The organism is Blastococcus capsensis (genome assembly GCF_030165005.1).
In the GTDB taxonomy this organism is placed as follows: domain Bacteria; phylum Actinomycetota; class Actinomycetes; order Mycobacteriales; family Geodermatophilaceae; genus Blastococcus; species Blastococcus capsensis.
This window is the reverse complement of the sequence record NZ_JASNNW010000032.1, coordinates 1-14,508: the sequence shown is the minus strand read 5'-3', so window position 1 is coordinate 14,508 and position 14,508 is coordinate 1. Positions and strand designations below refer to the sequence as shown.

General features: G+C 72.8%; 14 protein-coding genes. 8 read left to right on the top strand and 6 right to left on the bottom strand.

The window, feature by feature from the left end; translation table 11 throughout:
- Positions 1–88: 88 nt before the first annotated feature.
- Both QOZ86_RS19795 and QOZ86_RS19790 read right to left on the bottom strand, forming a co-directional pair.
- On the bottom strand, positions 89–1,498 hold the full coding sequence (locus tag QOZ86_RS19795; RefSeq protein ID WP_284493692.1) for a copper resistance D family protein: 1,410 nt from the start codon (positions 1,496–1,498) through the stop codon (positions 89–91).
- Positions 1,495–2,115 (bottom strand): copper resistance CopC family protein, encoded by a 621-nt coding sequence (locus QOZ86_RS19790; RefSeq protein ID WP_284493691.1) that lies wholly within the window; start codon positions 2,113–2,115, stop codon positions 1,495–1,497. The genes QOZ86_RS19795 and QOZ86_RS19790 overlap by 4 nt, the downstream gene beginning before the upstream one ends.
- 359 nt (positions 2,116–2,474) lie before the next feature.
- Here QOZ86_RS19790 and QOZ86_RS19785 point away from each other — a divergent pair, with 359 nt between their 5' ends.
- From QOZ86_RS19785 to QOZ86_RS19770, 4 genes are all read left to right on the top strand, one after another.
- On the top strand, positions 2,475–3,245 hold the full coding sequence (locus QOZ86_RS19785; RefSeq protein ID WP_284493690.1) for a GVDTG sorting domain-containing protein: 771 nt from the start codon (positions 2,475–2,477) through the stop codon (positions 3,243–3,245).
- 79 nt (positions 3,246–3,324) lie between these two features.
- The gene (locus QOZ86_RS19780; protein ID WP_284493689.1) at positions 3,325–4,023 is read left to right on the top strand and encodes a class F sortase; all 699 of its coding nucleotides are present in this window, start codon (positions 3,325–3,327) and stop codon (positions 4,021–4,023) included.
- A 57-nt stretch (positions 4,024–4,080) separates the two neighbouring features.
- On the top strand, positions 4,081–4,824 hold the full coding sequence (locus QOZ86_RS19775) for an HAD family hydrolase (protein ID WP_284493688.1): 744 nt from the start codon (positions 4,081–4,083) through the stop codon (positions 4,822–4,824).
- A 31-nt stretch (positions 4,825–4,855) separates the two neighbouring features.
- Positions 4,856–5,335 carry a mycothiol transferase gene (locus QOZ86_RS19770; RefSeq protein ID WP_284493687.1) on the top strand — a complete coding sequence of 160 codons (480 nt, stop codon included), beginning with the start codon at positions 4,856–4,858 and terminating at the stop codon, positions 5,333–5,335.
- A 65-nt stretch (positions 5,336–5,400) separates the two neighbouring features.
- Here QOZ86_RS19770 and QOZ86_RS19765 read toward each other — a convergent pair whose 3' ends face one another.
- Positions 5,401–6,366, bottom strand: a complete 966-nt coding sequence (locus tag QOZ86_RS19765; protein ID WP_284493686.1) for a RecB family exonuclease — start codon at positions 6,364–6,366, stop codon at positions 5,401–5,403.
- A gap of 95 nt (positions 6,367–6,461) precedes the next feature.
- On the opposite strand from QOZ86_RS19765, the gene QOZ86_RS19760 reads away from it, so the two are divergent.
- Both QOZ86_RS19760 and arc read left to right on the top strand, forming a co-directional pair.
- Entirely contained in the window at positions 6,462–7,385 is a 924-nt protein-coding gene (locus QOZ86_RS19760) for a tRNA (adenine-N1)-methyltransferase (protein ID WP_284493685.1), read from the top strand.
- 210 nt (positions 7,386–7,595) lie between these two features.
- Positions 7,596–9,386: a proteasome ATPase gene (gene arc / locus QOZ86_RS19755; RefSeq protein WP_284493684.1), complete on the top strand. Its 1,791-nt coding sequence runs from the start codon at positions 7,596–7,598 to the stop codon at positions 9,384–9,386.
- A 70-nt stretch (positions 9,387–9,456) separates the two neighbouring features.
- Here the strand turns inward: arc and QOZ86_RS19750 are convergent, their stop codons facing one another.
- Entirely contained in the window at positions 9,457–10,296 is an 840-nt protein-coding gene (locus tag QOZ86_RS19750; protein ID WP_284493683.1) for a LysM peptidoglycan-binding domain-containing protein, read from the bottom strand.
- A gap of 285 nt (positions 10,297–10,581) precedes the next feature.
- Between QOZ86_RS19750 and dop the strand changes: the two genes are divergently transcribed.
- Positions 10,582–12,087, top strand: coding sequence for a depupylase/deamidase Dop (gene dop / locus QOZ86_RS19745; RefSeq protein WP_284493682.1), 1,506 nt, complete (start codon positions 10,582–10,584; stop codon positions 12,085–12,087).
- 93 nt (positions 12,088–12,180) lie between these two features.
- Here dop and QOZ86_RS19740 read toward each other — a convergent pair whose 3' ends face one another.
- Entirely contained in the window at positions 12,181–13,053 is an 873-nt protein-coding gene (locus QOZ86_RS19740) for an ATP synthase subunit B family protein (protein ID WP_284493681.1), read from the bottom strand.
- 337 nt (positions 13,054–13,390) lie between these two features.
- On the opposite strand from QOZ86_RS19740, the gene QOZ86_RS19735 reads away from it, so the two are divergent.
- Complete coding sequence (locus QOZ86_RS19735; RefSeq protein ID WP_284493680.1) at positions 13,391–13,600, top strand: ubiquitin-like protein Pup; 210 nt, start codon at positions 13,391–13,393, stop codon at positions 13,598–13,600.
- 328 nt (positions 13,601–13,928) lie between these two features.
- Here the strand turns inward: QOZ86_RS19735 and QOZ86_RS19730 are convergent.
- On the bottom strand, positions 13,929–14,508 hold a 580-nt coding region (locus tag QOZ86_RS19730), incomplete at its 5' end, for a transposase (RefSeq protein WP_284493679.1).

Genomic DNA, 14,508 nt, shown 5'->3' with positions numbered 1-14,508 from the left:
TCATCGCTCGCAGGCTCGCGCGAGCCTCCGGACGGGGCCATCCGCGCTCGCAAGCTCGCGGCGGGCCCCTGCCCCGGGGCCGCCGACCTCACTCGACGACGAGGACGTCGCCGAACGCCGCCGAGTGGCGGCTGGTGAACGGATAGCGTCCCGGCTCGGTGGGGGCGAGGAAGGTGATCAGCGAGCGCCCCGCGACGACGACGTCGAACGAGCCGTCGGCCGCGGTGATGGTCACCTCCCGCTCAGTGCCGTTGTGCACGGTGACCCGTGCACCCGCGGCGACCGGACCCGCGACGTGGAAGCGCTCGCCGTCGATGAGCACGGCGACCGACAGCTCCCCGTGGTCGTGGCCGGCCATGGGATCGGCAGCCGTGCCCGGTGCCGCGGCGCCCGGGCTGCCCGGGCCGGCGGCGGCCGCCGTGGCGGGCTGCGGGGGAGGGGAGGCGGCCAGGGCGACGGCCAGCGCGAGGGTCGCCAGCATCAGCAGCACCTCGACGGCGGCGAACCGGCGGAAACTGCCCGGCTCGCCGGCGTGCAGCCGTGGCAGCGTGCGCCGCCGGTGCTGCCACCCGAGCACACCCAGGACGACCAGCGCCGAAGTCTTGGCGGTCAGCAGCCACCCGTAGCCGCTGCCCAGTGCGCCGAGCAGCGCCGCGGCGCCGCCCAGGACCGCCCCGGCGGCCACCACTCCCGAGACGGCGGTGACCAGCAGGCACAGGAGCGCGATCGGGCTGAACCGGGCCACGGCCGGTGCCAGTACCCCGCTGCTCCGGCCGTGGGTGACCAGGGCCAGCAGCCCACCGACCCAGACGCCGGCGGCGACGACGTGCACGGCCAGGGCCGTCGCGGCGAGGACGTGGTCGCCGGCGCCCGAGGCGTGCCCGCTGAGGGCGACCGGCGTGACCAGCGCCCCCAGCGCGCCGGCCAGCAGGACGCGCGCGGTGCCCGGCCGGGTGCACCGGCGGGCGCCGAGCGCGAGCACCGCTGCCAGCACGGCGACGAGCAGCGCGGCCCGTCCGGCTCCGGTCTCGTCGACGAACACGCGGACCGAGGACCAGGTCAGCGCCGTCGGCGGCACGCCCACCAGCCGGCTGAGGGTCAGGACCGCGCCGAGGGCTGTCGCCCCGGCCCACCCGACGGCCCACCAGGACGCCGCTGCGGCTGCACGTCGGCCGGCGGGTGACAGGATCGCCCGCCCACCGGGGAGCAGCACCGCCGCGAAGAGCAGCGTGCCGATCGTGCCCACGGCCGCGATCCGGCCGGCCAGCGTGACGACCGGCAGGCTCCACTCGACCAGCGGACCGGCACCGGCCAGCCCCGAGGAGTCCGGTCCGGCGCCGGTCGCCCCGAGCTCGATCGATCCGAGCAGCAGGGCGGTCAGCGCGACTCCGGTCAGCGCGACGCCGGTTCCGCGGGATGTGACGGGACCAGCTGGGGAGACCGCTGCGGCCGCGGGCTCCGGTGACGACCTGCGGGTCGCCGGCGCGGCGCTGCTCACGCCCGCCCGCGCAGCCGGCGCGCGAGCAGGAACCCGAGAGCGCCCACCGCGACGACCCCGGCCGCCACCCAGCCGATCACCGGGCCGCCGTCGGCCGGCCGCTCGGCCGCGGCGGTCTCCGGCCGCGGCGCCGCAGGGGCCTCCGGCAGCGGCGCTGCGGCGGCAGAAGCCGGGTTCGGCACCGCGGCCGGGCCCGACCCGGTCACGGTGAAGTCGTACGAGCCCGAGAGGGGGTGCCCGTCGGAGGACGTGCTGCGCCACTGCACGGTGTACCGGCCCTCCGCCGCCGTCCCGGCCAGGGGCTGGACCACCGCGGTGTCCCGGATCTCGGCGGCACCCTGGGAGACCTCGGCGCCGTCGGGTCCGGTCACCACCACCTGCGTGCCGAGGGGGAGCGGTGGCCCGCTGAAGCGCAGCTCGACCTCGGGTGGCGCCGTGTCGACCGTGGAGTCGGCGGCGGGGGAGGAGCTCACCAGCCCGTCGTGCGCCGCGGCCGGTGCCACGCCCGCGCCGAGCAGCAGGGCCGTGGCCGCTCCGACGCCGAGCAGCAGCGCCGTCGTCCGTCGCAGGCCGAGGGCTCGCTGCCGGCCGGGGAACTCGAGTCGTGGAACGGTCATGACCATCCTTCGTGCGCGCAGGGGCTGCCGGTTCGGTCGGCCGGGGCAGAGGACGGCGAAGACCCGCCCAGCGTCGATCGAGAGAAGGCGGCATGCAATCCGTCGGCACACGATCGGGTGGCGTGCACATGTGGATGAACCGTTCGGGCATCCACGGCGAATACCGGACGGTCAGCGTGGTCGGCGGGGGAGTTCTTCCCCGCCGGAGGAACCCGCCCGCTGGTCAGGGTCCTCACGGACCCGCTCCACGGTGGATGCACCAGTGCGTCCACCGGCACGACGGGCGATCGGTTACGACCGCCGCCCGCCGGCACCGTCCCCGAGGCGGCGTCGTCTCTTCCGACCATGAGGAGCACACCTTGCGCAAGTCACTCGCACTCCCGTCCGTCGCCATCGCCGCCGCGGCCTTCCCGCTGCTGGCCATGTCCTCGGCCGCCGCTCACGAGGGCACGACCAGCTTCCAGGCCGACCTCGGCACCCTGAACCAGTCCGGCGTCGAGGGCACCGGCATGGTCACCCTGGACGGCAACACGGCGACCGTCATGATCGAGGCCTCCGGTCTGCTGGCGGGCGCTCCGCACGCCCAGCACTTCCACATCGGCGCCCAGGGCACCTGCCCCACCGACGCCGACAACACGGACGGCGACGCCTTCCTGAGCACCACCGAGGGCGCGCCCGCCTACGGCGCCATCGGCACGTCGCTGACCACCGAGGGCGACACCAGCCCGGACAGCGGCCTGGCGGTCGACCGCTTCCCGACCGCCGAGGGCGGCACGCTCACCTACGAGCGGACCTTCGAGGTCAGCGAGGACGTGCACGAGGCCTTCGACAACGGCACCGCGGTGCTCGTGCTCCACGGCTTCGACCAGAACGGCTCGGGCACCTACGACGGCGACGTCATGAGCGACCTCGACCCGTCCCTGCCGATGGAGGCCACCGCTCCCGTGGCCTGTGGCCCCCTGAAGGCCGCGCAGATGGGCGCCGCTCCCGCGGGCGGCGCCGAGACCGGTGCGGGTAGCACCGCCGGCATCGAGGCGCAGGCGGCCATGGGCGTCGGCGCGCTGGCGCTCGCCGGTGCCGCCGGTGCCGGTGCGCTCGCGTACCGTCGCCGCTCGGCCGACCAGGCCTGATCCGGCCGCGGAGCCGCGCGGGAGGCTGACCTCCCGCGCGGCTCCGCGCTCGCCCCGCAACCCTCGGAAGGAATCTCGCGTGACCGAGCAGAGCAGGCGCCGACCGGGCGCGCGCACGTGGACGGCACTGGCCGTGGCGCTCGCCCTCCTGGGGGTCGTGGCCCTCGTGGTGGCGATCACCGGACAGCAGCAGGCGCCGCAGCCGGCGGCGACCAGCGACCGGATCGAGCCACCGGTGGAGCAGTCCGCACGCGAGGACCCCGCCGGGGACGAGGCCATCGAGCCGGCGACCTCGCCGCCCGCCGAGGTACAGGTGGCCGAGCCCGTGTCGGTGACCATTCCGACGATCGACGTCACCAGTGACTTGATGCGGCTCGGGCTCAACGACGACGGCACGGTGGAGGTACCGCCCCTGGAGGCGGACGACAAGGCCGGCTGGTACGAGCCCGGCCCGGCGCCCGGTGAGGTGGGGCCGGCGGTGCTCCTCGGGCACGTGGACTCGGCCGAGCACGGGCCCGGGATCTTCTTCGACCTCGGCGCCCTGCAGCCCGGCGACGAGGTGACCGTGGCACGCGAGGACGGCACCGTCGCCGTCTTCGCCGTCGACCGGGTGGAGGTGCACCCGAAGGACGACTTCCCGACCCTCGAGGTGTACGGCAACACCGATGACGCCCAACTGCGGCTGATCACCTGCGGCGGGGACTTCGACTCGTCGGCTCGCAGTTACGAGGACAACGTCATCGCCTTCGCGTCCCTCGTGGGGACCCGCCCGGCCTGACCGTGCCGCCTGACCGTGCCCGGCGGCCGTGGACGGCCCGCCGACTAGGCTGTCGGCGTGCCGGTGGATCCCGTGGGTGGAGGCGCCGCAGCCCCCGCCCCGGAGCTGCGCGCGGTGCTGTTCGACATGGACGGCACGCTGGTGCAGACCGAGGAGTACTGGGGCGAGGCGATGTTCGAGCTCGCCGACGCACTCGGCGGACGGATGTCGGCCGAGGCCCGCGCCGCCACCGTCGGCACGAGCATGCGCCGCTCGATGCAGGTCTTGTACGCCGACCTGGGGCTCGTGCGCACCGAGGAGCAGCTCCAGGCCGATGCCCGCCGCGTCGAGGACCGGACCGGGGAGCTGATGGTCACCGCCGGCATCGCGTGGCGGCCCGGCGCCCGGGACCTGCTGGCCGGCGTGCGGGCGGACGGGCTCGCCACCGCCCTGGTGACGACGACGCCGCGCCGGCTGGCCGACGTCGTGCTGGCGAGCATCACCGCCGACCTGGGGGCCGATCCGTTCGACGTCACCGTCTGCGGCGACGAGGTGCCCGCCCGCAAGCCCGACCCGGCGCCGTACCTGCAGGCCGCCACCGCGCTCGGCGTCGACGTCGCCTCCTGCGTCGTGGTCGAGGACTCGCTGGTGGGTGTCACCTCGGGGCTGGCCGCCGGGATGGCGGTGCTCGGTGTCCCGGCGCTGCAGCCGGTGCCGGCGGCCCCCGGTCTGACACTGCGCGGCAGCCTCGAAGGGTTCGGAGTGCCCGAGCTGGCGGTGGTGCTGGCGGCCGGTTCGGCGATGGCGATCGTCGGCCGCTGACCCGGTCGGCCCAGGGCCTTAGGCTCCCACCGTGGCCCACCGTCCGGAAACCGCGCAGCCCGCACCGGACGCGGACGAGCGGGAGCTGGTGCTGGCCTGGCTGGACCACCTGCGCGAGTCGATCCTGAGCAAGCTCGAGGACCTCTCGGAGGAGCAGGCGCGCTGGCGTCCGGCCGGGGCCCTGATCTGCGTGCTCGGCATCGTCGACCACCTCACGCACGTGGAGTGGCGCTGGATCGACGGCCAGATGCAGGGAGCCGCGGTGTACCGGAGCGAGGCGGAGTTCTCCCCGGGGCCGGAACTGACCGTGCCGGACGCGGTGCGGCGCTACCGCGACCGGGGCGTGGCGACGGCTGCCGCCGTGCGGGCGATGCCGGTGACCCGGCCGTGCACCGACGGCAGCGGCAGGGACCTGCGCTGGGTGCTGCTGCACCTCGTCGAGGAGACCGCCCGGCACGCGGGCCACGCCGACGCCACCCGCGAGCTGCTGGACGGGGTCACCGGCCGCTGAAGGTGAGCGCGGCGCCCCCGGCACCAAGGGAGGCACGCGTCGTCGTCCGAGAGACGGCAGCGAGGTCAGACCGGCGTGACCGGCAGTGTCGTCCGCCAGCCGGCGGCGGCTGCCGCCTCCGCCGGGAACGGCGGGGGAGTGCCGCCGAAGGACGGGCACAGGGCCTGGTGGTCGCACCAGCCGCACAGCCGCGTCTTGTTCGGGCGGAACTCACCGGTGGCCACCGCACGCTCGATCGCCGACCAGATGGCCAGCAGGGTGCGCTCGAACCGGATCAGCTCCTGCTCGTCAGGTGCATAGGTGAGCGCGTCGCCGTCGCCCAGGTACAGCAGCTTCAGCTGGGCGGCGACCACGCCGCGGGTGCGCCAGAGCACCAAGGCGTAGAACTTCATCTGGAACAGCGCCTTGGACTCGAACGCCTCGCGCGGCATCGAGCCGGTCTTGTAGTCGACCACCCGGAGCGCGCCGTTGGGGGCGACGTCGAGCCGGTCGACGTACCCGCGCAGCAGCAGGCCGTCGGGCAGCGTGACCTCGACCAGCTGCTCGCGGCTCTCAGGCTGGAGGCGGCGGGGATCCTCCAGCGTGAAGTACCGCTCCACGAGCTTCCCGGCCGAGGCCAGCCACGCCTCCACCGACCCGGGCGCGTTCGGGTCGGTCCCGGCGCCGTCGGCCGGCGGCGTCTCGAACAGCTCCGCGACCCCCGGCTCCCCCCGCAGGTCGGCCCAGGCCGGCTCGAGGAGTTCCAGTGCGCTCTCAGGCGTACGCCGGGCCGCGGGCAGGTCGTACAGCCGTTCCAGCACCGAGTGGACCAGCGTGCCCCGCACCGCGGCGAGGCTCTTGCGCTCGGGCAGCCGGTCGATCGTGCGGAAGCGGTAGAGGAGCGGGCAGGTCTTGAAATCGGCCGCGCGGCTGGGGGAGAGCGACGGCCGGCGGGGCGCGGACGCGCCCGGAGCGGGCGGGACCACCACGGCAACGGAGTCGTCTGCCACCACGTCGGTCTTCAGCATGTCGGTTCGCACCATCGCCGTCATGCGTCCGAGGCTAGGTCGCGGCTCCGACAGTTCCGAGCGTCCGCGCCGCATCGGCGGCACGGGTCACAGCAGCACCGTCCGTACGCTGGTCGCCCGTGGACACCCAGGAGCAGCCGGCAGACGACGTCGTCGACGAGGCGCAGCAGACGCCGGAGGACACGCCGCAGGAGCCACCGGCCCAGCGGGCGGAGCCGGCGGAAGGCGCGTTCGTCGCCGGTGACCGGGTGCAGCTCACCGATCCCAAGGGCCGGCTGCACACCGTCGTCCTCACCCCCGGCAAGCAGTTCCACACCCACCGCGGCGCCATCGAGCACGACGACCTGATCGGGGCGCCCGAGGGCTCTGTGGTGCACTCCACGGCGAACACCGGCTACCTGGCGCTGCGCCCACTGCTGGCCGACTACGTCCTCTCCATGCCGCGCGGCGCCCAGGTCATCTATCCCAAGGACGCCGCCCAGATAGTCGGCTTCGGCGACATCGGCCCGGGCATGCGGGTGCTCGAGGCCGGCGCCGGCTCCGGTGCCCTGAGCTGCTCGCTGCTGCGCGCCGTCGGCTCGGAGGGGTCGCTCACCAGCTACGAGCGGCGGGAGGACTTCCGCGACGTCGCCCGGTCCAACGTGGGTGCCTTCTTCGGCGAGGTGCCGGCGAACTGGGACCTGCGCCTCGGCGATCTGGCCGACCACCCGGCCGAGGAGGTCGTCGACCGGGTCGTCCTCGACATGCTGGAGCCGTGGGCGGTGCTGCCCACGGTCGCCGCGGCGCTGCGCCCCGGCGGCGTGCTGGTGGGCTACGTCGCCACGGTCACCCAGCTGTCCACCTACGTCGAGGCACTGCGCGCGCAGGGCGTCTGGACCGAGCCCTACGCCTGGGAGTCGCTGCTGCGGCCGTGGCACGCCGTCGGCCTGGCCGTGCGCCCGGAGCACCGGATGGTGGCGCACACCGCCTTCCTCGTCACCGCCCGCCGGCTCGCCGAGGGGGCCGTCGCGCCGATCCGCCAGCGGCGCGCGCAGAAGCACTGAAAGGACCACCCTTCCCCCACGCCTCGCGAGGCCGGCGCGGAACCCAGGACGGGTGGCCGCCCCGGTACGTCACCAGGCTCACCCCGAGCCTCCGGACGGGGTCAGTGGGGCGCTTACCAGCCGCGCCGGACCTCCGCGAGCCCACGGCGAACTGTCGCCGCGCGTGTATAGATTTGCGTCCTGGCTCCCCCGACTGTGCGGAGGTGCGTGATGGGCCCAGGTTCGAGCAATGGTCCCGACGAGCTGAAGGCGCGGCGTGAACGTGACGTCGCCGCGCTGCTCAGCCAGATCTCCTACCTCGAGGAAGAGATCGGCCTGCTCCGCCGCAAGGTGGCCGACAGCCCGCGCCAGGTGCGCGCGCTGGAGGAGCGGATCGCCGAGGCGGAGGGCCGCGCGTCCTTCCTCTCGGAGCGCAACGACAAGCTCGCCGGCACGCTCCGGGACGCCCGTGACCAGCTGGTGTCCCTCAAGGAGGAGGTCGACCGCCTCGGCCAGCCGCCGTCGGGCTACGGGGTATTCCTCACCGCCTACGACGACGGCACGGTCGACGTCTTCACCGGCGGGCGCAAGCTGCGCGTCTCGGTGTCCCCGAACGTGCCGGCCGAAGAGCTGCGCCCGGGCCAGGAGGTCATGCTCAACGAGGCGATGAACGTCGTCGAGGCGCGCGGCTACGAGAAGCAGGGCGACGTCGTCATGCTCAAGGAGCTGCTCGAGCCGCTCGACGGCGTCACGCCGCGCGCACTGGTCATCGGGCACACCGACGAGGAGCGGGTGGTGTACCTCGCCGACTCGCTCACCGGTCAGCCGCTGCGCGTGGGCGATTCGCTGCTGCTGGAGACCCGCTCGGGCTACGTCTACGAGCGGATCCCCAAGAGCGAGGTCGAGGAGCTCGTCCTCGAAGAGGTCCCCGACATCGACTACACCGACATCGGTGGCCTGTCCCGCCAGATCGAGCAGATCCGCGATGCCGTCGAGCTGCCGTTCCTGCACGCCGACCTGTTCCGCGAGTACGAGCTGCGGCCACCCAAGGGCATCCTGCTGTACGGCCCGCCCGGCTGCGGGAAGACGCTGATCGCCAAGGCGGTGGCCAACTCGCTGGCGAAGAAGGTCACGGCGTTGCGCGGTGACGGCGACACGAACCAGGGGAAGTCCTACTTCCTCAACATCAAGGGCCCGGAGCTGCTCAACAAGTACGTCGGCGAGACCGAACGGCACATCCGGCTGGTGTTCCAGCGGGCGCGGGAGAAGGCCAGCGAGGGCACGCCGGTCATCGTGTTCTTCGACGAGATGGATTCGATCTTCCGGACCCGTGGCTCGGGGGTGTCCTCCGACGTCGAGTCGACGATCGTGCCGCAGCTGCTCAGCGAGATCGACGGGGTCGAGGGCCTCGAGAACGTCATCGTCATCGGTGCCTCGAACCGCGAGGACATGATCGACCCCGCCATCCTGCGGCCCGGCCGGCTGGACGTGAAGATCAAGATCGAGCGGCCGGACGCGGAGGCCGCGCGCGACATCTTCAGCAAGTACCTGACGACGTCGCTGCCGATCAACCCGGACGACCTCGCCGAGCACGGCGGCAGCCGCGAGGCGACCATCGCCGGGATGATCCAGCGCACCGTCGAGCGCATGTACACCGAGACCGAGGAGAATCGCTTCCTCGAGGTCACCTACGCCAACGGTGACAAGGAGGTCCTCTACTTCAAGGACTTCAACTCCGGCGCCATGCTGCAGAACATCGTCGACCGGGCGAAGAAGATGGCGATCAAGGAGCACCTGGAGACCGGCACGTCGGGCCTGCGGGTCAGCCACCTGATGGCCGCGTGCCTGGACGAGTTCAAGGAGAACGAGGACCTGCCCAACACGACCAACCCCGACGACTGGGCGCGGATCTCGGGCAAGAAGGGCGAGCGGATCGTCTACATCCGCACGCTCATCAGCGGCAAGGGCAACGAGGCCGGCCGGGCCATCGACACGGCGACCAATACCGGCCAGTACCTGTAGCTGGACGACGGCGAACGGCCCGGCCACGTGCGTGGCCGGGCCGTTCGGTTGTCACGGGGTCACCGGACGGTCAGCCCAGGTGCAGCACCTGGCCGGGGATGATCAGGGCGGGGTTCGGCCCGATGACGTCGCGGTTGGCCGCGTAGAGGTCCCGCCACCCGAGGTCGTGCGCCGCCGCGATCCGGGACAGCGTGTCGCCGGCACGCACGGTGTACGACCGGCCCGCGTCGGCCGTGGGGGTCGCTGCGGGGGAGGCCGCCGCCGAGGCGGTGCCACCGAGCGTCAGCACCTGACCGGGGTGGATCACCGCGGGGTCAGCGAGCACCGCGCGGTTGGCCGCGAACAGCGCTCGCCAGTCGAGGCCGTGGGTTGCGGCGATCCGGGACAGCGTGTCGCCGGCACGGACGGTGTAAGGCCGGCCCGGAACATCGGACACAGGCGCCGGTGCCGGAGCGGCAGCTGCCACCCGAGGCGCCGGCGCAGGGGCGGGCGCAGGGGCGGGGGCGGGAGCCGCGGCGCTGCCTGCCTTGTCGGCCTCGCCGAGGCCCAGCTTCGCCGAGCAGGCCGGCCAGGCGCCCCAGCCCTGCCTGGCCAGCGTCTTCTCGGCGACCGCGATCTGCTGCTCACGGGTCGCCAGGTCGGCCCGCGGGGCGTAGGCGGTGCCGCCGAAGCCTTCCCAGGTCGACGGGGAGAACTGCAGGCCGCCGTAGTAGCCGTTCCCCGTGTTGATGTTCCAGTCGCCGGTGCTCTCGCACTGTGCGAGGCGGTCCCAGGTGGCCCCGTCGGCGGCCCCGGCGGTGCCGGCACCGAGGAACGGTGCCAGCAGCACGGCACCGGTCGCGGCAAGGCCGGCGGTGCGGTGCCGGAGGGAGCGGGTGGTCGGGCGGGAGGTGGTGCTCGGGTTCGTCATGATCCTCTCGAGCGGCGGGCGCCCACGTGATCGCCGGAGATCATCGGCAGCACGCTCCGCCCACGGAGCCGGGAGGTGAGGGACGGGCACCGCTGGGCGGAACGGGCGCGCGGCGTGTCCGGTGGGTGCCGGGAGCGACTCGAGGGCCGCGGTACCCGTGCACGTCCCGGAGCCACTCTGCTGCGGCCCGGGCAGTTCCGAGGCTACGGAACCGTTCCGGTATGTGCCACCGATCGGGCCCGGCCGACGGCCGGGCGGGAGCGGGGGGCGGCCTAGGGTTGGGGCATGAGTGTGCGGCGGGTCATGGGCACCGAGGTGGAGTACGGGATCTCGGTCCCCGGGCAGCCGGGCGCCAACCCGACGACGCTGTCCAGCCAGGTGGTCAACGCCTGGGCGGTGGCCGAGGCGCCCACCCCGCGCCGTCCGCGCTGGGATTTCGAGGAGGAGTCGCCGCTGCGCGACGCCCGCGGCTTCGACCTCACCCCGGCGCAGGCGCTGGACCACAACGACTTCGACGAGGACTCCGGGATGGCCAACGTCATCCTGACCAACGGCGCCCGGCTCTACGTCGACCACGCGCACCCGGAGTACTCGACTCCGGAGGTCACCACGCCGCGGGACATCGTGCTGTGGGACAAGGCGGGGGAGCTGGTGATGGCCGAGGCGGCGCGTCGCGCGGCCCGCATCCCGGGCACCCAGCCCATCCAGCTCTACAAGAACAACACCGACGGCAAGGGCGCCTCCTACGGCGCGCACGAGAACTACCTGATGGACCGGCGCACCCCGTTCCTGGACATCATCCGAGGGCTGGTCCCCTTCTTCGTGACCCGGCAGGTGTTCGCCGGGTCCGGTCGCGTGGGCATCGGCACGGAGAGCCGCATCGACGGGTTCCAGCTCTCCCAGCGGGCCGACTTCTTCGAGGTCGAGGTGGGGCTGGAGACGACCCTCAAGCGGCCGATCATCAACACCCGGGACGAGCCGCACGCGGACGCCGACAAGTACCGGCGGCTGCACGTGATCATCGGCGACGCGAACCTCGCCGAGCTCTCCACCTACCTCAAGATCGGGACGACGTCCCTGGTGCTGGCCATGATCGAGGCCCGTGCACTGCCGCACGACCTGGCCATGGAGGAGCCGGTGCGCGAGCTGCAGGCGATCAGCCACGATCCCACGCTCACGCATCAGGTGCTGCTGCGGGACGGGCGGCGGATGACCGCGCTGGAGGTGCAGCGCAGCTACCTCGAGCACGCCGTCCGCTTCGTCGGGACCCGGGGGGAGGCCGACCAGCAGACGACCGACGTGCTGCGCCGCTGGGCCGAGGTGCTCGACGACCTGGAGACCGACCCGATGCGGCTGGCCGACCGGCTGGACTGGCCGGCCAAGCTGCGGTTGCTCGAGGGGTACCGCTCCCGCGACGGGCTGGGCTGGGGCGATTCGCGGCTGCGGCTGGTCGACCTGCAGTACTCCGACGTCCGGCCCGAGAAGGGGCTGTACAACCGCCTGGTGGCCCGCGGGGCCATGCAGCGGCTGCTCGACGACGAGGAGGTGGAGCGTGCGATGCTCACGCCGCCGGGGGACACCCGTGCCTTCTTCCGGGGCGAGTGCCTGCGTCGCTTCCCCGGTCAGGTCGCGGCGGCGTCGTGGGACTCGGTGGTCTTCGACCTGGGCCGGGAGAACCTGGTGCGGATCCCGACGATGGAGCCGCTGCGCGGTACCCGCGAGCACGTCGGTGCGTTGTTCGAGGCCTCCGCGACGGCGGAAGAACTGGTCGACACCATCACCGGCGGCTGAGCGAGGCGCCCGTCCACCGGCAGCCGACGGCCCCCGCCGGCGGTGCGGTGCGGACACCGGTCCCGGGCGAGGGCCTGTCGGTCGGATGAGGTGTCAGTTGTTGTTGCCCTGGAGCTGGTCCTGCATCTGTTCCAGGACGTCGCTCGGGATCTGTTCCAGGACGTCGTCCGGGATCCGGTCCATGATGGTGCCCGGCAACTCGTCCATCATGTCGCCCGACATGTCCATCGGGGGGCCGGACATGTCCATCGGGGCACCCTGGATTGCCCGGGACAGGTCCCAGCGCTGCGCGGTGCTGCGCAGCCGGTCGGCCCACTTCTCGACGTCCTCGCCGTACTCGCCGTCGACGGCGCCCTCGATGATCTGCCGGACGTCGGCGCGCGCCTCCTCCGGCTCCTGGCCGAAGATCGCCTGGATGTCCTGACGCAGGTTGTGCGGCAGCGACGAGATCAGACCGCCGATCCGCTCGGTCCAGCTCTCGACCTCGTCGCCGTAGTCCCCGCTGAGGCCGGACCGCACGATGTCCTGGAGTTCCTGGGCGCGCTGGGAAGCCGGCAGGTCCTGCAGGTTCTGCAGGTCCTGCTGGAGGTCGTCGGGCAGCCAGTCGCCCATGTCGACCTGCTCCATGCTCCCGAAGACGTCCGGCGCCTGCTCCTGCGCCTGGTCCATGGCCTGCTCGGCCTCCTGCTGGGCGTCCTCGAGCGCCTGCTCGGCCTCGTCGACGGCCTCCTGCGCTTCGTCCTCGGCCCGGTCGCTGCCCTGCTGGGCGGCCTCCTCGGCCTGCTCGCGGGCTTCCTCGAGGGCCTGCTCCGCCTCGTTCACCGCCTGCTCGGCCTGCTCCTGCACCGCCTGGACGGCCTCTTCGGCCTCGTCGGCCGGGGCAGCGGCCGCGGCTGGTGCCATGAACACCGCCGCAGCGGTCAGGGCCGCGGCGCCGGCGCCGGCGCCGGCGCCGGCGCCGGTCACGGTTCCTCGTCGTGCTCGAAGTCGCAGATTCACGGTGGATCTCCTCGTGTGTGGTCCGGGTTCCTGCCGGCCGCGCCGCCCTGCCGGGTGTCGCGGTGGAGAGGCCGCCTCCGCGCGGTCCGGGTGGACCGGGGCGGTAGCTCCGCATCCCTGGTGTTCCCAGCGGGGGACCGCCGGACGAGTGCGAACCCGTGACAGTCCGATGACGCCGGCGCAACATGGGCGCCCGCGGGTGCTTCGCGGCAGCGCCGCGAGTGCTCGATGACGAGCCGCAGAATGTCGGTGCCGGCGGGTAGCTTGCAGCCAGCAGCGGATCCGAGGAACCGGAGGGCACACCATGGCCACCAGAGACACCGGCGGGCAGCAGAAGGCGACGCGGTCGCGCGAGGAGACCGACGAGGTCGAGGCCTCGGTCGACGCCGAGGTCGCCGAGCGGCACAAGGAGATGACCGAGGACGTCGACTCGTTGCTGGACGAGATCGACGGCGTGCTCGAGGAGAACAGTGAGGACTTCGTCCGTGCATATGTACAAAAAGGGGGGGAGTGAACGGCTCAGTCTCGCATAACGGCGACCATGTCACGCCGCTGTACAGACTGCCGTAGAGATTTACCGGCGAGCAGCTTCTACTTCGTCTCCCGGTCGAGCGAGAAGTTGCGCGGGCAGTGCAAGGACTGCATGCGGAAGCGCAAGCTCGAACAACGAGATCCTGATTGGACGCCGAACTGCTCTCGGTGTGGAGAACGCCTGGCCGAGAGGGTCGGTTCTGGGCGGCGCCTTTGCCCGGCATGCTTCGCCGATACCTATGACATCGCCGATCGCCGAATCAACGGCGCCCATCGGATTCGCTTGAAGCCGTGCAGCCTATGTGGGCTCTTCACGATCGAGGGTGTAGTCGCGGCCTGAACCCGCCGGTCTCGAGCAGGCTTCGGGCGATGTAGTTGGTGAGGTTGCGGAAGCCGAGAGCGGAGCCTCGGAGGTGCTCGAGTCGTCCGTTGATCGCCTCGGTCGGTCCGTTGGAGGTACCGGGCCGGTCGAAGTAGGCCAGCACGTCGGCAGCGCGCTTGGTCAGCGTGCGCCCCAGCGTGATGAGTTCGGTCAGCGCGGCCGGGATGCCGCGGCCGAGCGCATCGATCAGGTTGCTCATCAGCCGTCGGCCCTTCGCCCGGTCGGGCTCGCGGTAGGCGCCGATCATCCGCTGATAGATGCCCCAGGTGGCCTCGACCTGCACGTGCTCGTCGGCGGCGAACAGCGCGGTCAGCCGCTGGCGCTGCTTGTCGGTGAGCAGGTCGGAGCCGGTGTGCAGAGTTCGCCGAGCGCGGTAGAGGGGGTCATCCTTGCGGCCGCGGTGCCCGTGCAGGTCCTGCTGCACCCGGCGCCGGCAGCGGTCCAGGGCATCGCCGGCCAGGCGGACCACGTGGAAGGGGTCCATGACCGCGACCGCCTCGGGCAGTTCC